Here is a 24,606-nt window from a genome sequence, read left to right on the forward strand (position 1 = left end):
GTGAGTCAAGACACCATGGTCAAGCGGCAGTTCGGGCATCGTGCCCGGCTTGCGCTGTCGCCTGCCGAGGCGTTGAGGACTGATAGCCAGGCGCACGCGGCCCGCACCATGTGGAACCTGCTGCACGCCTGGTGGCAGATGATGCCGAAGGAAAAGCGGACTCTCGGACACGCGGATGCCGCCGTACGACAGGCCCGCAAGGACATCGACTTCCTTGCTGTCCTTCCCGCGCAGGCCGCGCAAGCGGTACTCAAGACGTACTTCCAGGCGTGGAAGAACTGCTGGGAGGGCCGCGCCGACGCCCCGAACTTCAAGGGCCGGTTCCGCACGGTGATGTCCGTGGACGTCCCTCAGGGCCGGGACCTGAACATCGTGCGCGTGCACCGCCGCTGGGGCATGGCCAACATTCCCAAGGTGGGCCGGGTCCGCTTCCGGTGGACCAAAGACCTTCCGGTCGGCAAGCGTGCAGGCGCGGAGAACCGGATCACCGGGGCACGGCTGGTCAAGGACGCTTCCCCAAGCTCTCGGCTTCGCTCGAGCAGGGGAGGCCCCATTGGCTGGCACATCGCCTTCCGCGTCCAGACCTTGGAGGTCAAGCCCGAGCCCCACCAGGGGCCGGAAGTCGGCATCGACGTGGGCGTCACCGTGCCCATCGCCCTCTCGGACGGCGAGACGTACGAGCACGGCGAATGGCTGACGGAGAAGGAGAAGGCCAGGCTTCTGCACCTGGAGCGGCGCGCCGCGCAGCGCAAGCGGCACCGCAAGCCCGGCGAGCGCACCAGCCGCCGGCTGCACCGCACCTACGACCAGATCGCAGGACTCCGCGCGAAAGCCAAGCGCAGGGCCCTGGACTGGCAGCACCAGACGACCACCGCCATCGCCCGCACATACGGCACCGTCGTGGTCGAAGCACTCACCATCACGAACATGGTCAAGTCCGCCAGGGGAACCATCGAGGAGCCAGGGAAGAACGTCGCCCAGAAGTCCGGGCTGAACCGCTCCATCAGCAAGGAGGCATGGGGCCGCACGGTCACCATGCTGACGTACAAGACCGCCCGGCTCGGCGGCACCCTGCACAAGGTCCCCGCCCCCGGCACCTCCCAACGCTGCTCAGCGTGCGGCTTCACCACGCCCGGCAACCGGGAGAGCCAGGCCGTGTTCGTGTGCAAGAACCCCGACTGCGGCTGGTCGGGCAATGCCGACCACAACGCAGCCCGGAACGTCTTGCACCTGTACCGGATGGGCCTCGCGCTCATCCCGGCTGCCGGGAGGGCAGTCGTCAGACGTGCGAAGCGCGTCAAGCCCGCTGCCGCAAGGTAAGCAGGAATCTCCCGGCTTCAGCCGGGAGAGCACTTCAATCGCCGGCCACCAACACCATCCAGCCGGGCAGGTCCCGCAAGATGGACGACGGCTGGGAGACCCGGCGCCGGCGCGACAAGGGCAACGACTGGATCCGCTACCGCCTCGTCGAGCAGGCGGAGATCCGCGCCGTGGAGATCGACACCGCGTATCTGAAGGGCAATTCGGCGGGCTGGGCGGGCCTTTCCGCCCGTGACGGGGAGAACGGCGACTGGACCGAGGTGCTGCCCCGGACCCGGCTGCAGCCCGATACGAACCACCGCTTCGTCCTGCCGGACGCGGTGCGGGCCACGCACGTGCGGATCGACATCTTCCCGGACGGCGGCATTTCCCGGCTGCGGCTGTTCGGGTCACCGACCGAGGAGGGCGCCGCCCGGTTGGCCGCGCGCCACCGGGAACTCGGCGGTTAGCGCCCGTCCCGCGCTTTCCGGGTGTGCCTTGTCTGTCCGTGTTCATGGCATATGGGATCCTGTCGTCATGATCTTCATCGCCGTCAAATTCACCGTCCACAGCGCCGAACGCGACAACTGGCTCCCGGCCGTCGAGGACTTCACCGTCGCTACCCGGAACGAGCCCGGCAATCTCTTCTTCGAGTGGTCGTACAGCGTCGAGAACCCGTACCAGTTCGTCCTGCTGGAGGCCTTCGCCTCCCCGGAGGCGGGCGAGGCCCATGTGAGGTCGGAGCACTTCGCGGCGGCGATGGACCGGATGGCGGATCTCGTCGCCGAGACTCCGGAGATCATCAACGTCGAGGTGCCGGGCGAGGGTTGGTCCCGGATGACGGAACTCGCCCCGCGCGGCCCGCGGTGACGGGTACGTCGGCGCTGCGGGCCCCCGTTATGTTCTTCGCGGTCCTGCAAGAGGGCCGCTGGGCTCCGGGCCCGGCATGACTGTGTCCCCCTGTCGAACGGATGACCTGGGGGGTGGTGTCACCGGGCCCGGGAGGTGCCGTCGGAGACGCTGATGAGAGGACCGGCCACTGCCCGGTCCGGCGCAATGCCGGACAGCTCGCGGTCGGCCTGATCCTGCTCTCCACCGTCGAGCCGGTTGCCGCGGGGGCCCTGCTCGTGGCCCTGTTCAGCGTCGCCGTGTACCGGCCGTTCCGCCCGGTGGCGGCCATCGGGGTGCTGCTGCCCCTGCTGGTGCTCAGCTGGGGCATGGTCGTACGGTCCAGGCGCCAGCTCGTCGTCACGCTCCGCGAGCGGGCCCGGCGGGCCGAGGCCGGGCCGGACTCCGCGCCGAGCAGGCGCAGCGGCTGGCCCGCCAGGCCATCGCCCGGGAGATGCACGATGTCCTCGCCCACCGGCTGACCCCCCTCAGCGTCCATGCCGGCGCCCTCGAATTCCGCCCCGCCGCGCCCCCGGCCGAAGTGGCGCGGGCCGCCGGTGTCATCCGGGACAGCGCGCACGACGCGCTCCAGGACCTCCGCGAGATCACCGGCGTCCTGCGCAGCCCCGGCGAGAGCGACGGCCCCCGGCCGCAGCCCGCCGACAGCCGTGGCCGGATAGCGCCGTCGGCGTATGACGCGGCCCGCTCGACGACTGCGGTGCGCAATCCGGCGGCATAGGCTGAACCGGTCGGTCCGAGACGATCGAGCCGTTCAGACCGGGAGGGGCGATCCCATGTCCGATGCCAGTGGCCGTGTCGATGTCGATCTGCGCGGGGCCGAGGACTTCACCGCGAATCCGTATCCGTACTACGCGAAGCTGCGCGCCGCGGGTCCCGTGCACACCGTCCGTACCGACGACATCGAGCGGTTCTGGCTCGTGGTGGGGTACGACGAGGCCCGTGCGGCCCTCGCCGATCAGCGGCTCGGCAAGGACCGGCGGGGGCTGCCCGGCGCACCCGACCAGAACGCCCCGATCTTCGCCAACATGCTGGAGCTCGACGCACCCCACCACACCCGGCTGCGCAAACTCGTCGCCAGGGAGTTCACCGCCCGCCGGGTCGAGGCCCTGCGCCCGCGCGTCCAGCAGATCACCGACGAACTCCTCGACGCGATGGTGCCGTCGGGGCACGCCGATCTCGTCGACGCGCTCGCCTTCCCCCTGCCCATGACCGTCATCTGTGAACTGATCGGCGTGCCGGACCTGGACCGCGAGGTGTTCCGCCGGCTGTCGAACGGCGTCATCTATCCGGCCACACCGCAGGAGGCGGCCGAGACGGTGGCCGCCATGGGGGAGTATCTCGCCGAACTCATCGAGGACAAGCGATGCTCACCCGGTGACGACCTGATGAGCGCGCTGGTCCGGACCCGCGACGAGGAGGGGGACGGGCTCTCCCCCGACGAGCTCGTGGGCATGGCGTTCCTGCTGCTCGTCGCCGGCCACGAGACCACGGTCAACCTGATCAGCAACGGGGTACGCGCACTGCTCGACCACCCGGACCAACTGGCCGCCCTCCGCGCCGACTCCGGCCTGATCGACGGCGCGGTCGAGGAGATGCTGCGCTACGAGGGCCCGGTGGAGACCGCCACGTTCCGCTACCCGCGCGAACAGATCGAGATCGGTGACCGGGTCGTTCCGGCGGGCGAGCCGGTCCTCGTCTCCCTGGCGGGCGCCGACCACGACCACGGCCGCTACGCGCGGGCGGACACCTTCGACATCCGCCGCGACGCCCAGGGGCACCTGGCCTTCGGGCACGGCAGCCACTTCTGCATGGGTGCCCCACTGGCCCGGATGGAGGGCCGGATCGCGATCCGCACCCTGCTGGAACGGTGCCCCGGCCTCGTGCTGGACGCGGACGCGAGCGAGTTCGACTGGATCCCCGGGCTCCTGATCCGGGGGGTGCGCCGGTTGCCCGTCCGCTGGTGAGGCAGGGCCGACCGGCCTGATAACCTTTGTTATGACCGGACTTGACTTGCAGATGGCGCAGAAGGTTCTCGACAGCCAGCCATTCAGTGGGCTCGTCGGGGCGCGGATCACCGCCTTCGGGGACGGCGCGGCCACCCTCGAAGTGGACATCCGGCAGGAACTCCAGCAGCAGAACGGCTTTCTGCACGGCGGGGTCCTGGCCTACGCCGCCGACAACTCGATCACCTTCGCCGCCGGGACGACACTTGGCCCGGCCGTACTGACCGGCGGTTTCTCCATCCAGTACATCCGGCCCGCCACGGGCCGCACTCTCATCGCCCACGCCGACGTCGTGCACACCGGCCGCCGTCAGGCCGTGGTCCGCTGTGAGCTGTTCGCGGCGGGGGAGGACGGAGCGAGGGCGCTCTGCGCGGTCGCGCAGGGCACCGTACTGTCCGCCACGTCGTCCTCCTGAATCGCCCGGTCCGCCGCCGGGTCACGAGGAGGGCCGGGCCGTTTCCGCCGGACGGGCGGCGGTGCCCCCGGCGATCTCCGCGATCTCCGCGATCTCCACGGGGCGCCGCTCGCGGCGGGACACTTCGCACGCCTCCGCGATCAGCAGCGCGTACCACGCCTCCCGGCCGTCGCACGGATTGGGCAGCGCGCCCCGCACCACCCGTACGAACGCGTCCAGTTCCGCCTCGTACGCCGCGCCGAACCGTTCCAGGAAGCCCGGCCAGGGGCTGTGCGGTGCGGCGGGGCCCCGCGGTTCGGCCGAGGTGACCGGCGTACGGTCGTCCAGGCCGACCGTGATCTGGCCGAGTTCGCCCGCCAGTTCCATCCGTACGTCGTAACCGGCGCCGTTGCAGCGGGTGGCCGTCGCCGTGACGAGGGTGCCGTCGTCGAGAGTGAGCAGGGCCGCCGCCGTGTCGACGTCGCCGGCCGCCCGGAACATCTCGGGCCCCGCGTCCGATCCGGTGGCGTACACCTCGGTCACCTCACGGCCCGTCACCCACCGCAGCATGTCGAAGTCATGGACCAGACAGTCCCGGTACAGCCCCCCGGAGAGCGGCAGATACGCGGCGGGCGGCGGCGCGGGGTCCATCGTCATCGCCCGCACGGTGTGCAGCCGGCCCAGCGACCCCGCCCGCACGGCGGCGCGCGCCGCCCCGTACCCGGCGTCGAACCTGCGCATGAAGCCCAGCTGGAGGATGCTTCTTGCTCGTTCGACCGCACGCAGCGCGCTCAGCGTTCCCGGCAGGTCCAGGGCGATCGGCTTCTCGCAGAACGCGGGCAGCCCCGCCCGCGCGGCCTGCCCGATCAGCTCCGCGTGCGCCGACGTGGCCGAGGCGATCACCACGGCGTCCACACCCGCGCCGAACACCTCGGCGGCGCTGTCCGCGGCCGTCGCGCCGACGCTGTCCGCGACCTTTGCCGCCCGCGCCCGGTCGGTGTCCGCCACCACCAGGGCGTCCACCTCGGGATGGCGGGCCAGTACGCCCGCGTGGAAGGAACCGATCCGTCCGGTGCCGATGAGTCCGATGCGCATGGACCCAACGTGACGCCCGGGGACTGCGCTGTCAACCATATGTCCTGACAACATGCGGCTTGTTCGGTGTTCATGCTGTCCGGACAACAGAACGACCTGACTACCGGAGGATCTGATGCGGGGGTTACCCTCCACGCGTGCCCGAACCCACCGCCGACCCCGCCGCGCTCGAACTCGGCGTGGACCGCACCAGCCCGGTTCCGCTGTACTACCAGCTGGCCCAGCAGCTGGAAGCGGCCATCGCGCAGGGCCGGCTCGCCCCCGGCAGCCTCCTCGGCAACGAGATCGAGCTCGCGGCCCGGCTCGGCCTGTCCCGGCCCACCGTCCGCCAGGCCATCCAGTCACTGGTCGACAAGGGCCTGATGGTCCGCCGCCGCGGCGTCGGCACCCAGGTCGTGCACAGCAGGGTCCGCCGCCCGCTCGAACTGAGCAGTCTGTACGACGACCTGGAGGCGGCGGGCGGGCACCCCACGACCCGCGTCCTGCGCAACACCGTCGAACCCGCCGGAGTCGACATCGCCGACGCCCTCGGAATCGCGGCGGGGACCGACGTACACCTCGTCGAACGGCTGCGGTACGCGCACGACGAGCCGCTGGCACTCCTGCGCAACCACGTACCCCTCGGGATCATCGACCTCGACACCGCACGGCTGGAGACCACCGGCCTCTACCGGATGATGCGGGGCGCCGGCATCACCCTGCACAGCGCCCGCCAGACCGTCGGCGCCAGGCTCGCCACCGCAGAGGAGGCGGCCGGACTCGCCGAGACGGAAGGGGCCGCCGTACTGACGATGGAGCGCACCACCTTCGACGACACCGGGCGCGCGGTCGAGTTCGGCTCCCACGTCTACCGGGCCTCGCGCTACTCCTTCGAATTCCAGCTGCTCGTACGGTGACGACGGCCCCACGGCCCCGTTGACGTCTCGTACCGCCGGCGCTAGAACTCACCCAGCCGCACTCGGGCGGCCGGGAGAGAAGGCGGACCCACCATGCGTACCTCTCGCAAGGCGGCAACCCTGATGGCCGCGGCCGCCACCCCGCGGATGAAGAACGTCATCGGCAGCGGAAGGCCGGTGCTCACCGGCCCGGCGATCGTCACCGCCGACGACGTACCGCAGCCGGACGAACACACCACGCGCGGCACCCGATGCCCCTCCCGCGCACCACCGCGCACACCCGGTGCCCCCGCACCCGCCCCGCCCCTGCCGGGCGGCGCCGTCGGCGGCTCGGGGATACTTGGCCAGCCGGGCAGGGCGTGAATCGTCCCCGGCCCCACCAAAGAGCACAGCGAGCAGCACAAGAAGGGCATGGCGTCGTGGCAAGGGTTCGGACAGGGGTACGTGCGATGGGCGCCGTGCTTGCGGCGGTGCTGGCGGCTTCCCTCGTGGGATGCAGCAGCACCGGCGGCAAGCGGGCGGAGGAGCGCGCGGCCCGGGCTGCCGCCGAGGGCCGGTCCGCGGTGACCACGCCCCGCTGGACCTTCGCCATGGTCACTCACTCGGGCGACGGGGACACCTTCTGGGACATCGTCCAGAGCGGTGCGAAGCAGGCGGCCGTCAAGGACAACATCAAGTTCCTGTACTCGCACAACGACGAGGCGCAGCAGCAGGCCCAGCTCGTCCAGGCCGCCATCGACCAGAAGGTCGACGGGCTGATCGTCACGCTCGCCAAGCCCGACGCGATGAAGGACGTCGTCGCCAAGGCGACCAAGGCCGGCATCCCGGTGATCACGGTGAACTCGGGCTCCGCGGAGTCCAAGCAGTTCGGCGCGCTCACCCACATCGGCCAGGACGAGTCCATCGCGGGCGAGGCGGTAGGCGACGAGCTCAACGCACGCGGCCGCAAGAAGGCCCTGTGCATCCTGCACGAGCAGGGCAACGTCGGCCACGAGCAGCGCTGCGCCGGAGCGAAGAAGACGTTCGACGGGCAGCTGCAGAACCTCTACGTCGAGGGCACCAACATGCCCGACGTCCAGGCGTCCATCGAGGCCAAGCTCCAGGCCGACAAGAACATCGACGCGGTCGTCACCCTCGGGGCGCCGTTCGCGGACGCCGCCGTCAAGGCGAAGAAGACCGCGGGCAGCAAGGCCGAGATCGACACCTTCGACCTGAACGCGAAGGTCGCCGCCGCCCTCCAGGACAAGACCCTCGGCTTCGCGGTCGACCAGCAGCCCTACCTCCAGGGGTACGAGGCCGTCGACCTGCTCTGGCTGTACCGCTTCAACGGCAATGTGCTCGGCGGCGGCCGCCCGGTCCTCACCGGACCGCAGATCATCACCTCGAAGGACGCCGCCGAGCTGGCGGAATACACGCGGCGGGGGACCCGATGAGCACCGTCACCGGCCCACCCGCGCCGGCCGCGGCCGACGAGCGGCTGCTGCGCACCTCACCGCTGCGCAGACTGCTCGGCCGCCCCGAGCTCGGCTCGGTGGTCGGCGCCGCGGCCGTCTTCATCTTCTTCTCGATCGTCGCCGACAGCTTCCTGCGCGCCTCCAGCCTCGGCACGGTGCTGTACGCGGCCTCCACCATCGGGATCATGGCCGCGCCGGTGGCGCTGCTGATGATCGGCGGCGAGTTCGACCTCTCCGCCGGTGTTCTGGTCACCAGTTCCGCGCTGATCTCGTCGATGTTCAGCTACCAGATGACGGCCAACGTCTGGGTCGGTGTCCTGGTGTCGCTGCTGGTCACGCTGGCCATCGGGGCGTTCAACGGCTTCATGCTGACCCGTACCAAACTGCCGAGCTTCATCATCACGCTCGGTACGTTCCTGATGCTGACCGGCCTCAATCTGGGCTTCACCAAGCTGATCAGCGGGACGGTGTCGACGAAGTCCATCGGCGACATGGAGGGCTTCGAATCGGCCCGTCAGGTCTTCGCCTCGCAGTGGACCATCGGCGGCGTCGAGTTCAAGGTCACCATCCTGTGGTGGGCCGCGCTCGTCGCGATCGCCACCTGGATCCTGCTCCGCACCCGCTTCGGCAACTGGATCTTCGCGGTCGGCGGCGAGGCCGACGCGGCCCGCGCGGTCGGCGTCCCGGTGATCCGTACCAAGATCGGGCTCTACCTCGGGGTCGCCTTCGCCGCCTGGGTTTCCGGGCAGCATCTGCTGTTCTCGTACGACGTGGTGCAGTCCGGCGAGGGCGTCGGCAACGAGCTGATCTACATCATCGCGGCCGTCATCGGCGGCTGCCTGATCACCGGCGGCTACGGTTCCGCGATCGGCTCCGCGGTCGGTGCCTTCATCTTCGGCATGACCAGCAAGGGCATCGTCTACGCGGAGTGGAACGCGGACTGGTTCAAGTTCTTCCTCGGAGCCATGCTGCTCCTGGCCACCCTGCTCAACGCATGGGTACGCAAGCGCGCGGAGGCGACGACATGACGGCCCCCCAGGCACCGGCCGACGGGCAGACGCCCCACCGGGCGCTCGTCGAGCTGGACCACGTCAGCAAGTTCTACGGCAACATCAAGGCGCTCCAGGACGTCTCGCTGGAGGTCCACGCGGGGGAGATCTCCTGTGTCCTCGGCGACAACGGCGCAGGCAAGTCCACCCTGATCAAGATCATCGCGGGGCTGCACCGGCACGACGCGGGAACCTTCCTCATCGCCGGCGAGGAAACCACCCTCGCCAACCCGCGCGACGCGCTGGACCGCGGCATCGCCACGGTCTACCAGGACCTGGCAGTCGTTCCCCTGATGCCGGTCTGGCGGAACTTCTTCCTCGGCTCCGAGCCGACCACCGGCGCGGGCCCCTTCAAGCGCCTCGACGCACGGCTGATGCGCGAGACGACCCGCTCCGAGCTGCTGCGCATGGGCATCGACCTGCGCGACGTCGACCAGCCGATCGGCACGCTCTCCGGTGGCGAGCGCCAGTGCGTCGCCATCGCGCGGGCCGTGTATTTCGGCGCGAAGGTCCTCGTCCTGGACGAGCCGACCGCCGCGCTCGGCGTCAAGCAGTCCGGGGTCGTCCTCAAGTACGTCGCGGCCGCCCGCGACGCCGGTCTCGGCGTGGTCCTCATCACGCACAACCCCCACCACGCGTATCTCGTCGGTGACCGGTTCGTCCTGCTCAAGCGGGGCGCCATGGCCGGCAGCCACACCCGGTCGAGCATCACGCTGGACGAACTGACCCGCCAGATGGCGGGCGGCAGCGAGCTGGAGGAGCTCGGCCACGAGCTGGAGCGGGCCCCGGGACCGACCCATCTCGGCGGCCACCCGGTCACCGACGACCCGCGGTAGCCCGGACCGGTACCGGACCCGGCCGAAGGTTCCGCCGACCGCACGGCCCCCGGCAGTGGCAGAATCGAGCCCGACGGGCGCCGTCCGCCGCCGGGAGCACCGCTCCGGCCCCCCAGACCCCGCAGGGACGATGAGCACGTACCGCGACCTCACACACCGCGGCTCCGCCCGCGCCACCGTCCTGCGGACCGTGGGCACCCGGGAGCGGCGCTCGCACCTCACGGCGCCGCGGGTACCCACTGTCGGCATCGACATCGGGGGTACGAAGGTGATGGCCGGCGTCGTCGACGCCGACGGCAACATCCTGGAGCAGCTGCGCACCGAGACGCCGGACAAGTCCAAGAGCCCCAAGGTCGTCGAGGACACCATCGTCGAGCTGGTACTGGACCTGTCCGACCGGCACGACGTGCACGCCGTCGGCATCGGGGCGGCCGGCTGGGTCGACGCGGACCGCTCCAAAGTGCTGTTCGCCCCGCACCTCGCCTGGCGCGACGAACCGCTGCGCGACGCCCTCGCCTCCCGCCTCGTCGTTCCCGTCATGGTCGACAACGACGCCAACACCGCCGCCTGGGCGGAGTGGCGCTTCGGAGCGGGCCGCGGCGAGGACCACCTCGTCATGATCACGCTCGGTACCGGCATCGGCGGCGCGATCCTGGAGGACGGCCAGGTCAAGCGTGGCAAGTACGGAGTCGCCGGTGAGTTCGGCCACATGCAGGTGGTGCCGGGCGGGCACCGCTGCCCGTGCGGGAACCGCGGCTGCTGGGAGCAGTACAGCTCCGGCAACGCCCTCGTCCGCGAGGCCAAGGAGCTGGCCGCGGCCGACTCCCCGGTGGCGCACGGCATCATCGAGCGGGTCAAGGGCAACATTCCCGACATCACCGGGCCGCTCATCACCGAACTGGCCCGCGAGGGCGACGCGATGTGCGTCGAGCTCCTCCAGGACATCGGGCAGTGGCTCGGCATCGGCATCGCCAATCTGGCCGCCGCGCTCGACCCCTCCTGCTTCGTCATCGGAGGTGGCGTCAGCGCCGCCGACGACCTGCTGATCGGCCCCGCGAGGGACGCCTTCAAGCGCCACCTCACCGGCCGCGGCTACCGCCCCGAGGCCCGGATCGCGAAGGCACAGCTCGGCCCGGAGGCGGGTATGGTCGGCGCCGCCGACCTGGCCCGGCTGGTGGCCCGCAGATTCCGCCGCACCAACCGTCGTCGCGTCGAGCGGTACGAGCGGTACGCGCAGATCTACGACCAGGCCGCGAGCACCATCCGTAACACGCGCAACACTCGCACCTCCTAGGGATCTCCACAGACATGACCACAGCCGAGCACCCCGTCCTGCCGCGCCAGTCCTCGCCGCCCGACGACAAAAGGCCGCCGCAGGACCGGCGCCGGATGATCCGCCGCCGTCTGGTCACGGCGACCATCATCGTGCTGCTCATCGGCATCCCGGCCGGCTACCTGCTGATCTCCGCGGGCCAGAGCCGCCGCTCCGGCCAGAACAAGGAGGCCGAGGCCTCCGCGCAGGGGCTCCGGGAGGGCTGGCCGTCCCGGGTGCAGCGCCGGATCTTCGAACTGCCGATGCCCGGCAACGCGCTGGACGTGCAGTACTACGAAACCAACAACTGGAGGGCCAGCCGCCTGTACGTGGAGTTCCGTACCACGTCCGCCGGGCTCGACCGGTTCCTGAGCCGGATGGGCAGCGGCCGCGCCGAGCTGGAGACGGGCAAGGTCAGCATCGGCTCCCGCGACCAGGAGATCACGGGCTGGAGCTTCGCCCCGGGCATCCAGTGGGCGGGCACCAAGCACACCAACAAGGACCCGCGGCCCGATCAGGACATCACCGTGAACATGACCGACCCGATGAACCCTGTCGTATATGTCGCCTCCGCGGCGACCCCCTGACCCGAAGCCGACAGGCCGCTCACCAACCTCGGCTGTCCGACGCCCGGCGCAACGGCCACCCCGTCCTTGCCGTGATCCGCGGTTCGGCCGTCAACCAGGACGGTGCGAGCAACGGACTCACCGCGCCCAACGGTCCCTCCCAGGAAAGGGTGATCCGGCCGGCGCTCGAGGACGCCGGTCTGTCCGCGCGGGACGTGGACATGGTGGAGGCGCACGGTACGGGCACCACGCTGGGCGACCCGATCGAGGCGCAGGCCCTCCTGGCCACCTACGGCCAGGACCGGCCCGAGGAGCGCCCCCTGTGGCTCGGGTCGATCAAGTCGAACATCGGGCACACCCAGGCGGCGGCCGGCGTGATCAAGGCGGTGCTGGCGCTCCGGCACGAGACCCTGCCCGTCAGCCTCTGCTCCGAGACCCCGTCTCCGTACGTGGACTGGACGGCTGGACAGGTGCGGCTGCTCAGCGAGCCGGTGCCGTGGCCGCGGACCGACACGCCCTGCCGCGCGGGCGTCTCCTCGTTCGGGATCAGCGGGACCAACGCCCACGTGGTCGTGGAGCAGGCGCCGGCGGCCGAGCCGGCGGAGCAGGAGGGGGCGCAGGAGCCGCCGCAGCCGCGGGTCGTGCCGTGGCTGCTCTCCGGCGAACCGAGACCGCGGTGCGGGAAGCGGCCGACCGGCTCAGCCGGTTCCTGGCCGACCGGCCCGAGATCGCCTCGGCCGACGTCGCCGCGACCCTCGCCGCCCGTACCTGCTTCGGCCACCGTGCCGCGGTCGTGGCGGAGGACCGGGAGGCACTGCTCAGGGGACTCCGCGGGATCGCGGCCGGCAAGCCGACCGTCGGCGTGGTCCGCGGCCAGTCCGCAGCCACGGGCAAAACCGCGTTCCTCTTCACCGGTCAGGGCAGCCAGCGACTCGGAATGGGGCGCGAACTGTACGGGGCGGTCCCGAAGTTCACCGAGGCACTCGACGAGGTCTGCGCGCAGCTGGACCGGCACCTGGACCGGCCGCTGCTGACGGTGCTCTTCGCCCGCAGGTGGTCGGCGAGGACCAGGTCCGGGAGGAGCTCGGGGCCGGCGTTGTCGGCCACGAAGCAGACCTTGCCGGGCGGGCCGGCGGACAGGGTTCGCCCGGGTTGCTCGCCCGCGCGCTGCGCGGTCACAGACGGGACCTGCTCACCGGAACGGGGACGGAGCGACAACCGACACCTCGACAACTGCATCGGCCTTCGAAACAGTCCCGAGCATGCCCGCCGATCACGCTCGCGCACCGGGAAACACCAAGATCCCCGAGTCAGAGTCAAGCTGAGCATGTGCAGCGACGCGCCGTAGCCGGGCTTGATCGGGTAGTCGAGCACCTGGCTGCGCTGGGGCTCGGGGTAGTCGATCAGCAGCCGCGAGGTCGCCCCGCCTCTGCTGATCGCTTCTCCGTGCCCGCAGGATGGTGATGTCTCGTTCGGGCGGTACCGCGGTGTCAGTACTGGGGTGCTGGCGCGGCCGGCCCGAGGTCGGGCGCGGACCGCAGTTCCACGGCCAGTGGCACGGCGGCCCCGGCGAGGTCCAGCACCAGAACTTCGTTGTCACCCGCCTGCCACAGGGGCGCCGGGGCGTAAAGGGTGCGCTGGGGGCCCTTCTCCGTCCGCAGGCGGCCGAGGAGGAAGCCGTTGAGCCAGACCAGGGTGCGGTCGCTGCCCGGGACGGCGAGGAAGGCGTCCGCCTGTTCGGGCAACTCGACGATGGCCCGGTGGAAGGCGGGGCCATCGCCGGTCCCGGCGGCCGGGGCGGCGGGCAGGGCGGCCAGGTCGTCGAGGGGGAGCACGCGGATGTCCCAGCCGAACAGGTGCTGGTAGTCCAGGCGCACGCCTGCGACCAGGCCCTTGCGGTCGGCCAGGTGGGGGCCGTAGTTGACCCGGCCGAAGGGCTCGACGAGGATCTCCAGTTCCGCGCCGCCCTCGGGGACGGACAGCTCGACGGTCGGCGACAGGTCGTCGCGTTCCAGCACGCCGACCAGTCGCCCGTCGAGGAAGACCTGCGCCAGGTCCCGGATGCCGTCGACGGTCAGCGTGGCCGGACCGCCGGGCCCGGTGATGCGGTGCCGGTAGTGGACGAGCCCGCGATGGTGGCCGAGCTTCTCCATCGGTTCGGGCGCAGGGCGGTGCGTCGCGACGGAGAGCAGGTCCAGGCTGTCACGCAGGGCCGCCACCCGGGTGGCGGGGACGGTCTGCGGGTCGACCCGCGTGGGCTGGACGGGCAGCTCCCTGGTTGGCAGCGGCACGTAGCGGCCGATGACCTCGCGGAAGGCGTGGAACTTCTCGGTCAGTTCACCGGCCTCGCCGATCGGTGCGTCATAGTCGTAGCTGGTGACCGTGGGCATGTAGCCGGGGTCGGCGAGGGTCTTGCCGGTGTGGTTGGCGCCGGCCCACCAACCGAAGTTGGTTCCGCCGTGGCCCATGTAGATGTTGACCGATCCCCCCGCGGCGAGGATCCCGTCGAGCGCCTCGGCGGCGTCCGCACTGTCCCGTATGTGGTGGGGGTCGCCGAAGTGGTCGAACCAGCCGTTCCAGAACTCCATGCACACCAGCGGCGCGCCGGGCTGGAACTTGGCGAGGGCGTCGAAGGCCTCGGCCGGGCGCGAGCCGAAGTTGGCGGTGGCCAGCACGCCCGGGAGGGTGCCGCCGGCGAGCATGCGCGCTTCCGGGCCGTCGGAGGTGAACAACAGGCAGTCGATGCCCCGCGCGAGCAGGCTGTCCTTGAGGTGCTCCAGATAGGCCTTGTCGTTGCCGTAGCTGCCGTACTCGTTCTCGACCTGGACGGCGACGATGGGGCCGCCGCGCGAGGTCTGGAGTTCGGCGAGGACCGGGATCAGCTGGTCGAACCACTGGTCGACCGCGGCCAGGTAGGCGGGGTCGGCGGTGCGCAGGCGCATGGACTCGTCGGCGAGCAGCCAGGCCGGGAGTCCGCCCAGGTCCCATTCGGCGCAGATGTAGGGGCCGGGGCGGGCGATGACGTCGAGGCCGAGCGCGTCGGCCTCGCGGATGAAGGCGGCGACATCGTGCCAGCCGTCGAAGCGGGCCGGGCCGGGGGCGGGCTGGTGGAAGTTCCAGGCGATGTAGAGCTCGATGGTGTTGCAGCCCATGGCCTGCAGGCGCTGCAGCCGGTCGTGCCAGAGCCCGGGGTGGATGCGGAAGTAGTGCACGGCGGCGGAGACCACGCGGTGCTCGCGGCCGCCGCGCAGGAAGCGGTGGTCGTCAACGGTCAGGGCGGGGCGCGTGCTCATACGTGGCTGCTCTCGGTCGTCGTTGTTTGTGTGTGGCGCCAGGCAGCCGCCTGGGTCAGTAGGGTTTGCGGTCACTTGACGGCGCCTGCGGTGAGACCACTGCGCCAGAAGCGCTGCAGTGCTACGAAGGCGATGAGCAGCGGGACCAGTGAGACGAAGGCCCCGGTGATCGAGAGCATCGGCGGGACGCCGTTGGCGAACTCCGAGCGCCACTGGACCAGGCCGACGGTGACCGGCAGCTTGGAGGCGTCGTTGATCATGAGCGCGGGCAGCAGGTAGTTGTTCCAGACGCTGACGAACTGGAACAGGAAGATCGTCACCAGGGCCGGGGCCATGACCGGCAGCGCGATGCGGAAAAAGGTCCGCTGCTCACCGGCGCCATCGATGCGCGCCGCCTCCAGCAACTCGTCGGGGACGGACGCCGACGCGTAGATGCGCGAGAGGTAGACGCCGAAGGGGCTGACGAAGCTGGGGAGCAGGACGGCCCAGTAGGTGTCGGTGAGCCGCAGCTCGGCCAGCATCAGGAACAGTGGCAGGGCGAACAGCGGCGCCGGGATCAGCACCGAGGCCAGGATCACGTTGAAGATCGTCTCGCGGCCGCGGAACCGGTACTTGGCCAGGGCGAAGCCGGCCATGACGGACAGCAGCGTGCTGACCGTGGCGCCGACCAGGCTGTACAGCGCGCTGTTGGCCAGCCAGGAGGAGAAGACCCCGCCCTGGAAGGAGAAGACGCGGCCGAGGTTCGCACCGAGGTCGAAGTGGGAGAACCAGAGCGGGCTGCCCTGGTGAAGGTACCCCTCGCCCTTGGTCGCCGAGACGAACAGCCACCACAGCGGGATGAGGGTGTAGAGGGCCATCAGGCCGAGCAGGGCGTTGACGACCAGGCGGCTGGCGAGCGGGCTGCGGGTGGTGGTCATGCGTCGGCCGTCCTTCGCTGAGTGAACTTCAGGAGCCCGAAGGAGAGGACCAGAGTCACAAGGGCCAGCAGGACCGATTCGGCGGCGGCCAGGTGCTGGTCCGCCTGGGAGGCGGTGAGCGTGGTGTTCATGATCGGGCTGAACTTGTTGGAGGCGCCGGGGATGCGAGCGGCGGCGAGTACGGCCGGCTCGGTGTAGAGCTGGGCGGTGCCGATGATGGAGAACACCATGGTGAGGACCAGGGCGGGCCGCACCATCGGGATCTTGACGTACCAGGCCAGGCGCCAGCCGGTGCAGTTGTCGAGGGTCGCGGCCTCGATCACGTCGCCGGGCACGGCCTGCAGCGCCGAGTAGATGATCAGCATGTTGTAACCGGTCCAACCCCAGGTGATCATGTTGCCGATCGACACCGGGATCCAGCCGGCCGACAGGAAGTCGGTGTGGACGCCGATCGCCGACAGCGGCCCGGTGAACGGCGAGAGGTCCTTGACCAGGAGGAACGACCACATCACCGCGGCGATCGCACCGGGCAGCGCGTAGGGCAGGAAGAAGGTCAGCCGGAAGGTCTTCTTGAACCGGGCCGAGCGCGAGTCCAGCAGCAGCGCGAGGGCCAGTGCCAGCCCGAGCATCACCGGCACCTGGAAGACACCGAGCAGTGCCACCCGGCCGAGCGAGGCTGTGAAGTCGCCGTCGTGGAGGGCGTCGGAGAAGTTTTCGAATCCCGCGAACCGCGTGGTCTGCGCACCGCCGAACAGGCCCTGACGTTCTACTTTGTAGAAGCTCTGATAGATCGCGTAGCCGATGGGTGCGAGCATCATCGCGGTGAACAGGACGCCGAACGGAACCAGGAACCCGGCGGCGTTCAGCGCGGTCCGGCGGCGGCGGTGGCGGCTCGGCCCTGCCACCACGCGCGGAGGCGCCGGTGCGGGCGGTGATGCTGTCTGGGTGCTCATAGTGTTCGTTCCTCGCGCGCTTGCGGTATGGACGGGGCCCCGCGGTGCCGCACCCTCGAGCGGCACCGCGGGAATCCTCGGGCGACCTGACGTCCCCTCGACATCAGCCGCCGGTAACGGAGAGCCCCAGGCTCTTGATCTTCTCGACCGTCTTCCGCTGAACCGTGGCGGTGGCCTGGGGGTAGCCGCCCTTGCCGATCGCGTCCGAGTAGTCCGCCTCGACCTGACCGAACGTCGGCCCGACCACCCAGGTGGTGGGGATGTTCGCCGCGGACTCCTTGAAGACGTCGTAGATCTTCTGTCCGCCGAAGTAGGGGTCGCCCTGGGACAGCAGCGGGTTGTCCAGAGCGGCCTTCGACGCCGGGTACAGGCCGCCGACCTTGATGCCGGTGCTGACCGCGTCCGGGTCGCTGGACAGGAACGCGGCGAACCGCGCGGCCTCCTTGGGCGTCTTGCAGCCGGTCAGGACGGAGGTGGCGGAGCCGCCGGAGTTCGCGCTGGTCCGGTCGCCTGCGGTCCAGGTCGGCATCGGGGCCACGGCCCACTTGCCGGCGAGGTCCTTGAGGTCCCCCTTGATGCCCGGGACGGCCCAGGCGGCGTTGACGAAGGTCATGACCTTGCCGGCCTCCGACGCCTTGTCGAAGGTCGGGTCCCAGGCGTTGCCGCTGTTCATCACCAACTTCTTGTCCTTGAGGTCCTGCCAGTACTTGGCGACCCGCTGCGTGCCCGGGTTGTCGATGGAGACCTGCCAGGACTCGCCCTTCGTGCCGAACCAGGACTTGCCGGTCTGCCAGGTCAACGCGGCCATGTCGTAGGCGTCCTGGGGCGCGGTGCCGAAGGCGACCTTCGGGTCGGCCGCGTGGACCGTGGCGGCGTCGGCGGCGTACTCCTCCCAGGTCGCGGGGGGCTTGGCGATGCCGAACTTCTTGAACAAGTCGGCGCGGTAGTACAGGGCCATTGGTCCGGTGTCGACGGGGACGCCGTACATCTTGCCGCCGGCCGAGGACGCCGCGACGGTCCAGTCCAGGTACTTGCCGGTGTCGCCGGAGGCGTACGGGGTGATGTCCATCAGCGCTTCCTTGACCAGCATCGACGGGATGTCGTTGTAGGTGACCTGCGCCAGGCACGGGGCCTTGCCCGCCGTGATCGCGTTGGTCATCTGGTCGTAGCCGCCCTTGGCACCGGACGGGATCTGCTTGAACGTCACCTTGATGTCCGGGTGGGCGGCGTTCCACTGGGCGGTGATCTTGTCGTAGCCCGGGGCCCAGCCCCAGAACTCCATCGACACCGGTCCGGCCTTGGTCGCACCGCCGGAGGCCCCGGACGAGTCGGAGCTGCCGGAGCTGGAACATCCGGTCATCAGCAGGGCAAAGGAGAGGGCTGCCGCACCGGCGGCGGATCTGGACGAGAACGTACGCATGACTTCCTCATTGGACATGTCGCGAAGACAGCTGGAACGGAGAGGAACGCAATCGGAGAAGGCCTCGAATAAGGCCGCTCGGGAATTATGGTGAATTATTTGACACAACACGGCGGGGTGGTCAACACCCTTGCGGACACATTTTCGGGACGCTGCGGAAACACAGATCCAAGGCAGGCTTCATCGCCCCACCGCTGACCCCGCAGATTCAGGGAACAATGGAATGCATTTCGGCATGCCGAAGGAAGTCAGTCGAATGCTGAAAGCGATGAAACCGAGGGAGTGAAACCCGATGAACCCAGGGAGTGAAATTCGATATGCCGAGGGAGTGAGACCAGAATCTCGCCCCTTTTCGACCCCTGGCGGCAACGGCCCTCACCACAGCGGTTCGCGTGCTGTCCGGTCAAGCTAGACGGGCACGGACGCTCTCCCTGATGACCAGACATGCCGCACCTCGCGCCCACAGTGTCTCGCTGGCTTCATCTACCTTGATCACGCAGTCGCGGGCCGCTGTGGAGACGGCGTGGCGCTCCAACGCCGCGGTCATGGCCGGCCCGAAGTGCTCATAGGCCACCACACCTTCACCCGCGATCACGATCAGTCCCAGGTTGAGCAGGTTGCACAGGCACGCCAGTCCGCGTCCGAGGGCGTCGCCGGCCACGGCGAACGCGTCGAGTGCTGCCCGTCGTTCGACCTCCGGCCCCGACCGCGCGAGTTCCGTCACCGCGTCGTAGTCGGCGTCGGGCCGGCCACCGGCCTCGCGGAACATGCGCAGCACCGCGTCGGAGGAGGTCAACGCCTCCACACAGCCCCGGTTGCCGCAGGCGCACTCCGGACCATTCGGCTCGATCGGCAGATGCCCGAACTCGACGGCCAGTCCACCGGCGCCGGAGTGGAGAACTCCACGGAGCATCAGCGCACCACCGACGCCGCGCCCGACCGAGACCACGGCGAACGAGTCGACCTCCCTCCCCTCTCCGAACCAACGCTCGGCAATAACGAGGGCGTTGACGTCGTTGTCCACCACCACCGGAAGCCCGGTCGCCGCGCTCAGCGGAGCCGCGACGGCTACGTCGGTCCAGCCCAGCCGAACCGCCGAACGGCACACGCCGCTCACCGCGTCGACATGGCCGCCCACGCCGACCCCGACACCCAGCACCCTCACCTCGGCACTCGCCGCCTCCGCGATGAGCCGAGCCGTCAGGTCCGCGGCCACCGAGAGCACATGGGCCGGCTCCAGGGAATCGAGCACATGCTCCAGGCGGAGCAGCGGACGGGCGCCGAGGTCAGTGAGCACAGCCGCGACGTGTGTGCGCGCGATCTGGATCCCGACGACCAGGTGCTGTTCGGTGTTGACCCGCAGCAGGCGCTGAGGTCGCCCCAGACGGGTGGCGCTCTGCTGCCCGGTCTCGCTCAGATAGCCGCCCTCGATCAGCGGCGACAGCAGCCGGGTCACCGTGGAGGGCGACAGCCCGAGCCGCTGCGCGATCGCCGTTCTCGAGATCGGGCCCGCGGTGAGCACCTGGGCGAAGATCTCGGCTCCTGTCTGATCCGGGACCAAAGCCGTCAAGGCGGTCACGTCATGCCTCCCCATCGCTTCGCTACCTCACTGGTGGCGTGAGTTTGGCGAAGATATTTTCGTGTGTCAAGAAAAGAACTCAAGGGGGCAGGATCCGACCCTCGGTGCCCATGGAACGCATCAGGCCCGCGCAAGCGAGGCCCGGACCAGGAGGCCCGCGCCTCCACCTCCACGTCAAGCGCCCCGCGCGAGCACGGCCCGGGTGATCTGACCAGCAGCCACCCCGCCCAGCAGGGGCGCCCCGGAGGCGTCGACATGGTCCGCCAACGGCTCGACGGCCCTGTCCGCCAACCTGTGCCCGCCAGCCCGCCAGCCCGCCAGCCCGCCAGCCCGCCAGCCCGCCCGTCCGGCGCTCACCATCGATAGCCATGTCCGTCTTCCACTGGCCGACGAGTGCACGCGGTGCCCCTCGCGGGTCGCGCGCGAGATCCCGGCCGCCGGCTACGAGGTGGTGGTGTGGGCGAACCGGTTTCCCGTCGTTGTCGGGTGGGCGGTGCGAGGTGGCGTGTTTCATGCCCGGCCACGACGCAGGCTTCTGGGGTCTCGCAGCGGCGAGATCCCGCCTGGCGCTCGGCGCATGGACGGACCGCACTGGGCGCCTGTTCAATCCTCCGGGTGCCGGGCGGGTGTACTACCGCGAGACCGTGGCGCAGAGACGAGCGAGACACTCGACCACCCGCACGGCCGGATCCATGTCTTCGTTCACGACACAGTGCGCGGCCAACTCGCAACCTGTCCCGGCAGGCCTCCGCCGACGACGGGGCCGAATGCTTCGGCGGCCTCCGACCGCCATAGGTCGCCCATGCCAAGTGCGTTGACTCTTGTGCCTTTCTGTTGAATCATGTCGCGCAGTTGACTTTCGTCGTCGGGAAGACTCGCAACGCTGCTGCCTGTAACGACGAGAACGTCCAGGGTGGCGCCACCGCGCTGGAGAACGCCGGCTTCAAGGCGGACGACGTCATCGGTGCCTACCTGGCCCGCAAGAACTGGAGCTCGGGCAAGCTGTTCGGCATGAAGGCCACCCTGTTCATCAACGGCAGCGACGTCGGCGCCCTGGCCGTCCAGACCATGTACGACAAGCTCACCGAGCATCGCACCCACGAGGGCCACGACCACCGGCACGAGGAAGGCTGCGGGCACGTCGCCGTTCCGCACGACGATCACGTCGACTACGTGCACGACGGGCACCGGCATGCCTTCCATGAGGGTCACTGGGACGACCCCTGAATCGCCTGCGGGGCTCTTGACGGTGGAGCAGCCATTGGCGCCAAGCGCGTGATCCTGAACGCGGAGCGGGCCCCGGCGCGATGCCGGGGCCCGCTCCGCTCTGGTAGGCGGTCAGTGGCGGCGGTCGCAGGCGCCCGTCTCTTCCCGTCGTTGGGCGGGGACCGCATCGGCCAGTTCCGCGCAGCAGCCGGAATGCCCTTGCCCCGCCGCACTGCCCGGCAGGGCTGCGACGGCGTCTGTCGAGGGGCTCCGGGCGTCGGCATGCCCGAAGCACGGGCCGCCGCCGGCTCCCTGGGTCCCCGGCATCCTCGGGATCCCCACCTCCGGGGCGTCGAGGTGGCGGGCCGCCGGAGCACACGATGCCCGTGAGACCGATGGCGTAGAGCGCCAGCGGGAGGGCCGCGAGCCGGCCGGCGGGAGCGAAGCCGCCGATGGCGAGGGCGGTCAGGGGCAGGAAGCAAGCGACCAGGCCGCACACCAGGAGCAAGGGGGACCACCAGGCCGTCGGACCCACGCCTGCGGGAAGGCGGCGGAGCGGGCGCTGGGCCCGCAGGAGGGCCAGGGTGAACGGGATCAGGGCAGCGGTCAGGAGAGCGAGCCAGGGGATGCGCAATGCCAGCCACGCGATGGAGCCGATGGCGGGCTGGGGTGCCAGGCCCGTGGGGTAGAAGGCGACGGCCACCAGGATCACCGGGATCATGTGCCACAGGTAGACGGTCATGACCGCCTGGTTGAGGTGGGAGACCCGTTGCCACAGGCGGGGGCGGGTGAGCAGGCGTTGCAGCGCGGGTTCGGCCATCAGCAGAAGGCCGGTCTGGGCAGCGGCGAACGCCAGCAAGGCGATCGACGGTGGGTTCGTGTTGCCCACCCGCGTGCCGGCACCGATCATGTCGACGGGGAACGGGCCCCAGCCCAGCAGTACAGCCAGGAGCACGACGCCCCCCGCCGCCAAGGCGCGGCACCGCCATCGCGGGGTGGTCAGCGTTCCGTCCTGCCAGGCGAATCCCCACTGATGCATCGCCCCCCACACCAAAAGGTAGTTCGCGAAGCCGATCACCGGCAGCCGGGGGCCCAGTACCAGCACGTCCACCCCGGCGGCTCCCAGGGCCATCACCGTTGGCACGGCCAGCCCCCAACGGCGGTGCGCCGCGTGCAGGAGCGGGGTCAAGGCGATCAGGAGCAGGTAGACCGGCAGGAACCACAGGTGCAGCGCCACCAGCCAGCCCGCCCGGGCCAGCACGGCGGGTTCCGCGCCCGCGAGGCGGGCCGCGACTGCGGCGAGCGCGCACACCGCCGCGTACACCGTCGTCGGCCACAGCAAACGCACCGCCCGCCCCTGTACCCAGGACCGCCAGTCCTCGCCCTGTTGCCGACGGGCCTGCCAGGACACCGCGTTGGCGTACCCACCGACAAGGAAGAAGACCGGCATGACCTGCAGCAACAGGGTGGGCCAGCGGACCCAGCCGACGTGGTCGAGCGCGTCGAGTCCGGACAGCCGACCGTCCCGGTAGGTGACGTCGACCAGCAGCCAGTGACCGGCCACCACCGCGCCGATCGCGCACACGCGCAGCAGGTCCGCACAGCGGTTCCGTTCCGCCCTCACACCATCGATGATCGCGCGGCACCGACCCGGACCGGAAGCCGCGCGACGTTCGGGACGACCAGGGTCGCAGTACCAGGGTCTGCCCTCGTGCGCAGCGCCCTGCGGTTACCGACCGGCGTCCAGCGCGGGGTTCATCAGGTACGCCACTGTCAGTACAGCTCGGGTTCGAGAGCGTCTCCGTGTTGCTACGGTCGGTAGCGTGGCGCTGCTTCTCTGCCAGCGCGAAGGCGTCGAGCATGCGGGCGAAGTGGGCTGACTTTGCGCTGGGGGCGTGGGGCCAGTCGCTGCCGTAGGTGACGCGGCCGGGGTCGGCGAAGGCCAGAAGGCTCGGCAGAGCGTGGAACGCCTGGCGATCCTTGAGCCAGCCGTGAAGGCTCCTGAACCGGGGGCCTTCGTCCGAAGCAGGCGTCCGGGGCGATGAGAGGTTCTGCCGGCCCGTGGCTGTCGGACCGTAGCCTCCGCGCATGTGTCGGAGGCTACGGTCCGACGTCGCTCAATCGGCCAGGGTCAGCTGTCCGGCCGTTTCGATCCCCACCGTCCTGGCCGCCGCGCGGCAGAACTCCTCGGGCGGGCAGTACTGGTGCTCCGTGATGTAGTGGATCACCAGGTTCGGTGCCGTGTAGAGCGTGCCGTCCGCTCCCCGCACCCGGATTTCCGCTGATCCGAGCCACACCTCGGTGTCCATGGCGGGGCTGCCGAGGACGAAGGGCCGGTCGGCGTCGCAGAACTCGCAATGGTGGACGCCGCGCATCTGGTTGTCGTAGTCGGCGCTGAGAACTCTCAACGCGTCCACCACACGCTCGTCCACGATCCCTGTGCGGTAGTCGTGCTCCGGCGCCAGCCAGCCGACGTTGAGTATCTCCCGGTCCGACTCGTCGTAGGAGTAGCGCGTCAGGTCGGGGCAGTGGGTCATTCGTTGCTCCTCAGCGCCGTGGGTCGCAGTGTTTCCGGCAGATCACCAGGTGGACCGGGCCCATGTTGGGTTTGAGGATCTCGCTGAGCAGGGTGTCCTTGCTCACCGTGATCGATCCGTTCATCATCCTGAGGTCGTGGCCCGGAGCCACGGTGTAGTTCGGGAGCGTCTTGCCGGGCCCGACGACCTCCGTGGGCTTGATCTTCTTGCCCTGCTCGACCGTGAGTCCGACAGACTGGCGAAGACCTATGCCGTCCTCCACGTAGAAGTAGCCCCAGGTACCACTGGGCATCTGCATGTCTCCCGTGCCACGAACGTACTAGCCGTGACCTGCGATGACGGTTTGGCCGTCAGGGCGTCCGCCGGGGAGCCGCTCCGCAGCCAGGCCCACGCCCTTGCCGTGCGTGGGAATCTCGTGTCCGCGCAACTCGGGTGCCACAGCGGTACGCCGCCACCCTGTCAGGCCGCCGATCCCCACGAGGACGATCTGCTGGGTCAGTTCGTCGGCTGTTTCGGCGTAGAGGTCGGCGAGTGCGTCGCAGCCTTGCTGGTGGAGCATGTACTCCGCGCGGTAGAGGCGGTAGGCGGGGCGGACGGGGAGGACGGGGAGGTACTTGTCGACGAAGGCGCCGACGCCGCCGATCTGGCCGGTGATGGCGTCGTAGGCGTCTCCGAGGAAGGGGAAGGGCAGCTTCAGCCCTTGCACGAAACCCTCGCCGAAGTCCCCCAGGATCGCGCCTGGGCTGTTGGGGTCTTCGGGGGTCAGGCCGCTGGGGTCGGTCAGGAAGGTGGGGACGTTGTCGGTGTAGGCGTACGGGGACACGTGTGGGGTCGATGTGCTTCGGGTCCGCGGCTGAAAGGCGTTCTCAACTGCCGCAGCGTCCCGAT

21 protein-coding genes and 5 pseudogenes are annotated in these 24,606 nt (G+C 70.0%); 15 read left to right on the top strand and 11 right to left on the bottom strand.

Annotated features, from left to right (window positions below; translation table 11 throughout):
* The 6 genes and pseudogenes from OG306_RS32025 (at window position 1) to OG306_RS32050 (ending at window position 4,626) form a co-directional block, all read left to right on the top strand.
* Window positions 1-1,320 (top strand): RNA-guided endonuclease InsQ/TnpB family protein, encoded by a 1,320-nt coding sequence (locus tag OG306_RS32025; RefSeq protein ID WP_266904976.1) that lies wholly within the window; start codon window positions 1-3, stop codon window positions 1,318-1,320.
* A 35-nt stretch (window positions 1,321-1,355) separates the two neighbouring features.
* Window positions 1,356-1,769, top strand: a pseudogene (locus OG306_RS32030) (allantoicase); the annotation flags it as partial.
* Window positions 1,770-1,836: 67 nt separating this feature from the next.
* Entirely contained in the window at window positions 1,837-2,169 is a 333-nt protein-coding gene (locus OG306_RS32035) for a putative quinol monooxygenase (protein WP_266749659.1), read from the top strand.
* Between the two features lie 197 nt (window positions 2,170-2,366).
* Window positions 2,367-2,845: pseudogene (locus tag OG306_RS32040) on the top strand (histidine kinase); the annotation flags it as partial.
* 136 nt (window positions 2,846-2,981) lie between these two features.
* The gene (locus OG306_RS32045; RefSeq protein WP_266749660.1) at window positions 2,982-4,172 is read left to right on the top strand and encodes a cytochrome P450 family protein; all 1,191 of its coding nucleotides are present in this window, start codon (window positions 2,982-2,984) and stop codon (window positions 4,170-4,172) included.
* A gap of 31 nt (window positions 4,173-4,203) precedes the next feature.
* Window positions 4,204-4,626 (top strand): PaaI family thioesterase, encoded by a 423-nt coding sequence (locus tag OG306_RS32050; RefSeq protein WP_266904974.1) that lies wholly within the window; start codon window positions 4,204-4,206, stop codon window positions 4,624-4,626.
* A 21-nt stretch (window positions 4,627-4,647) separates the two neighbouring features.
* On the opposite strand, the gene OG306_RS32055 is transcribed toward OG306_RS32050, so the two are convergent.
* Window positions 4,648-5,700, bottom strand: coding sequence for a Gfo/Idh/MocA family protein (locus tag OG306_RS32055; RefSeq protein ID WP_266749663.1), 1,053 nt, complete (start codon window positions 5,698-5,700; stop codon window positions 4,648-4,650).
* A gap of 137 nt (window positions 5,701-5,837) precedes the next feature.
* Between OG306_RS32055 and OG306_RS32060 the strand changes: the two genes are divergently transcribed.
* The 8 genes and pseudogenes from OG306_RS32060 to OG306_RS32095 form a co-directional block, all read left to right on the top strand.
* Window positions 5,838-6,596: a GntR family transcriptional regulator gene (locus OG306_RS32060; protein WP_266749664.1), complete on the top strand. Its 759-nt coding sequence runs from the start codon at window positions 5,838-5,840 to the stop codon at window positions 6,594-6,596.
* 93 nt (window positions 6,597-6,689) lie between these two features.
* Complete coding sequence (locus OG306_RS32065) at window positions 6,690-6,959, top strand: hypothetical protein (RefSeq protein WP_323183975.1); 270 nt, start codon at window positions 6,690-6,692, stop codon at window positions 6,957-6,959.
* 86 nt (window positions 6,960-7,045) lie between these two features.
* Window positions 7,046-8,029 carry a sugar ABC transporter substrate-binding protein gene (locus OG306_RS32070; protein WP_266749666.1) on the top strand — a complete coding sequence of 328 codons (984 nt, stop codon included), beginning with the start codon at window positions 7,046-7,048 and terminating at the stop codon, window positions 8,027-8,029.
* On the top strand, window positions 8,026-9,078 hold the full coding sequence (locus tag OG306_RS32075) for an ABC transporter permease (protein WP_266749667.1): 1,053 nt from the start codon (window positions 8,026-8,028) through the stop codon (window positions 9,076-9,078). Before OG306_RS32070 ends, OG306_RS32075 begins: the two co-directional genes overlap by 4 nt.
* Window positions 9,075-9,935, top strand: a complete 861-nt coding sequence (locus tag OG306_RS32080; RefSeq protein WP_266749668.1) for an ATP-binding cassette domain-containing protein — start codon at window positions 9,075-9,077, stop codon at window positions 9,933-9,935. The genes OG306_RS32075 and OG306_RS32080 overlap by 4 nt, the downstream gene beginning before the upstream one ends.
* 130 nt (window positions 9,936-10,065) lie before the next feature.
* Complete coding sequence (locus tag OG306_RS32085) at window positions 10,066-11,229, top strand: ROK family glucokinase (RefSeq protein ID WP_266749669.1); 1,164 nt, start codon at window positions 10,066-10,068, stop codon at window positions 11,227-11,229.
* Between the two features lie 14 nt (window positions 11,230-11,243).
* A complete protein-coding gene (locus OG306_RS32090) occupies window positions 11,244-11,834 on the top strand; it encodes a hypothetical protein (protein ID WP_266749670.1) in 591 nt (196 codons plus the stop codon).
* Window positions 11,835-11,863: 29 nt separating this feature from the next.
* A pseudogene (locus OG306_RS32095) lies at window positions 11,864-13,161 on the top strand (ketoacyl-synthetase C-terminal extension domain-containing protein); the annotation flags it as partial.
* 26 nt (window positions 13,162-13,187) lie between these two features.
* Here OG306_RS32095 and OG306_RS32100 read toward each other — a convergent pair.
* From OG306_RS32100 to OG306_RS32125, 6 genes and pseudogenes are all read right to left on the bottom strand, one after another.
* Window positions 13,188-13,307: pseudogene (locus OG306_RS32100) on the bottom strand (hypothetical protein); the annotation flags it as partial.
* Window positions 13,304-15,106 (bottom strand): glycoside hydrolase family 35 protein, encoded by a 1,803-nt coding sequence (locus OG306_RS32105; RefSeq protein WP_266749671.1) that lies wholly within the window; start codon window positions 15,104-15,106, stop codon window positions 13,304-13,306. The gene OG306_RS32105 and the pseudogene OG306_RS32100, both read right to left, overlap by 4 nt.
* A 71-nt stretch (window positions 15,107-15,177) precedes the next feature.
* Complete coding sequence (locus tag OG306_RS32110) at window positions 15,178-16,023, bottom strand: carbohydrate ABC transporter permease (RefSeq protein WP_266749672.1); 846 nt, start codon at window positions 16,021-16,023, stop codon at window positions 15,178-15,180.
* Window positions 16,020-16,976, bottom strand: coding sequence for a carbohydrate ABC transporter permease (locus OG306_RS32115; protein WP_266749673.1), 957 nt, complete (start codon window positions 16,974-16,976; stop codon window positions 16,020-16,022). The genes OG306_RS32110 and OG306_RS32115 overlap by 4 nt, the downstream gene beginning before the upstream one ends.
* A 103-nt stretch (window positions 16,977-17,079) precedes the next feature.
* The gene (locus OG306_RS32120) at window positions 17,080-18,396 is read right to left on the bottom strand and encodes an ABC transporter substrate-binding protein (protein WP_266749674.1); all 1,317 of its coding nucleotides are present in this window, start codon (window positions 18,394-18,396) and stop codon (window positions 17,080-17,082) included.
* A 403-nt stretch (window positions 18,397-18,799) separates the two neighbouring features.
* On the bottom strand, window positions 18,800-19,975 hold the full coding sequence (locus OG306_RS32125; RefSeq protein WP_266749675.1) for an ROK family protein: 1,176 nt from the start codon (window positions 19,973-19,975) through the stop codon (window positions 18,800-18,802).
* Between the two features lie 834 nt (window positions 19,976-20,809).
* On the opposite strand from OG306_RS32125, the gene OG306_RS32130 reads away from it, so the two are divergent.
* The gene (locus tag OG306_RS32130) at window positions 20,810-21,202 is read left to right on the top strand and encodes a hypothetical protein (protein WP_266749676.1); all 393 of its coding nucleotides are present in this window, start codon (window positions 20,810-20,812) and stop codon (window positions 21,200-21,202) included.
* 568 nt (window positions 21,203-21,770) lie between these two features.
* Here the strand turns inward: OG306_RS32130 and OG306_RS32135 are convergent.
* The 4 genes and pseudogenes from OG306_RS32135 to OG306_RS32150 all read right to left on the bottom strand — a co-directional run.
* Window positions 21,771-22,805 (bottom strand): annotated as a pseudogene (locus OG306_RS32135) (acyltransferase family protein); the annotation flags it as partial.
* A 493-nt stretch (window positions 22,806-23,298) separates the two neighbouring features.
* A complete protein-coding gene (locus tag OG306_RS32140) occupies window positions 23,299-23,718 on the bottom strand; it encodes a hypothetical protein (RefSeq protein WP_266749677.1) in 420 nt (139 codons plus the stop codon).
* A gap of 10 nt (window positions 23,719-23,728) precedes the next feature.
* Window positions 23,729-24,010: a putative adhesin gene (locus OG306_RS32145; protein WP_266749679.1), complete on the bottom strand. Its 282-nt coding sequence runs from the start codon at window positions 24,008-24,010 to the stop codon at window positions 23,729-23,731.
* 27 nt (window positions 24,011-24,037) lie between these two features.
* Entirely contained in the window at window positions 24,038-24,541 is a 504-nt protein-coding gene (locus OG306_RS32150) for a hypothetical protein (RefSeq protein ID WP_323183978.1), read from the bottom strand.
* Window positions 24,542-24,606 lie beyond the last annotated feature (65 nt).

This window comes from Streptomyces sp. NBC_01241 (assembly GCF_041435435.1).
GTDB lineage: Bacteria > Actinomycetota > Actinomycetes > Streptomycetales > Streptomycetaceae > Streptomyces.

Coding starts and splice junctions, on each gene's coding strand:
- OG306_RS32035 (WP_266749659.1), top strand. CDS start 1,837: ATGATCTTCATCGCCGTCAAATTCACCGTCCACAGCGCCGAACGCGAC.
- OG306_RS32045 (WP_266749660.1), top strand. CDS start 2,982: ATGTCCGATGCCAGTGGCCGTGTCGATGTCGATCTGCGCGGGGCCGAG.
- OG306_RS32050 (WP_266904974.1), top strand. CDS start 4,204: ATGACCGGACTTGACTTGCAGATGGCGCAGAAGGTTCTCGACAGCCAG.
- OG306_RS32055 (WP_266749663.1), bottom strand. CDS start 5,700: ATGCGCATCGGACTCATCGGCACCGGACGGATCGGTTCCTTCCACGCG.
- OG306_RS32065 (WP_323183975.1), top strand. CDS start 6,690: ATGCGTACCTCTCGCAAGGCGGCAACCCTGATGGCCGCGGCCGCCACC.
- OG306_RS32070 (WP_266749666.1), top strand. CDS start 7,046: ATGGGCGCCGTGCTTGCGGCGGTGCTGGCGGCTTCCCTCGTGGGATGC.
- OG306_RS32075 (WP_266749667.1), top strand. CDS start 8,026: ATGAGCACCGTCACCGGCCCACCCGCGCCGGCCGCGGCCGACGAGCGG.
- OG306_RS32080 (WP_266749668.1), top strand. CDS start 9,075: ATGACGGCCCCCCAGGCACCGGCCGACGGGCAGACGCCCCACCGGGCG.
- OG306_RS32085 (WP_266749669.1), top strand. CDS start 10,066: ATGAGCACGTACCGCGACCTCACACACCGCGGCTCCGCCCGCGCCACC.
- OG306_RS32090 (WP_266749670.1), top strand. CDS start 11,244: ATGACCACAGCCGAGCACCCCGTCCTGCCGCGCCAGTCCTCGCCGCCC.
- OG306_RS32105 (WP_266749671.1), bottom strand. CDS start 15,106: ATGAGCACGCGCCCCGCCCTGACCGTTGACGACCACCGCTTCCTGCGC.
- OG306_RS32110 (WP_266749672.1), bottom strand. CDS start 16,023: ATGACCACCACCCGCAGCCCGCTCGCCAGCCGCCTGGTCGTCAACGCC.
- OG306_RS32115 (WP_266749673.1), bottom strand. CDS start 16,976: ATGAGCACCCAGACAGCATCACCGCCCGCACCGGCGCCTCCGCGCGTG.
- OG306_RS32120 (WP_266749674.1), bottom strand. CDS start 18,396: ATGCGTACGTTCTCGTCCAGATCCGCCGCCGGTGCGGCAGCCCTCTCC.
- OG306_RS32140 (WP_266749677.1), bottom strand. CDS start 23,718: ATGACCCACTGCCCCGACCTGACGCGCTACTCCTACGACGAGTCGGAC.
- OG306_RS32145 (WP_266749679.1), bottom strand. CDS start 24,010: ATGCCCAGTGGTACCTGGGGCTACTTCTACGTGGAGGACGGCATAGGT.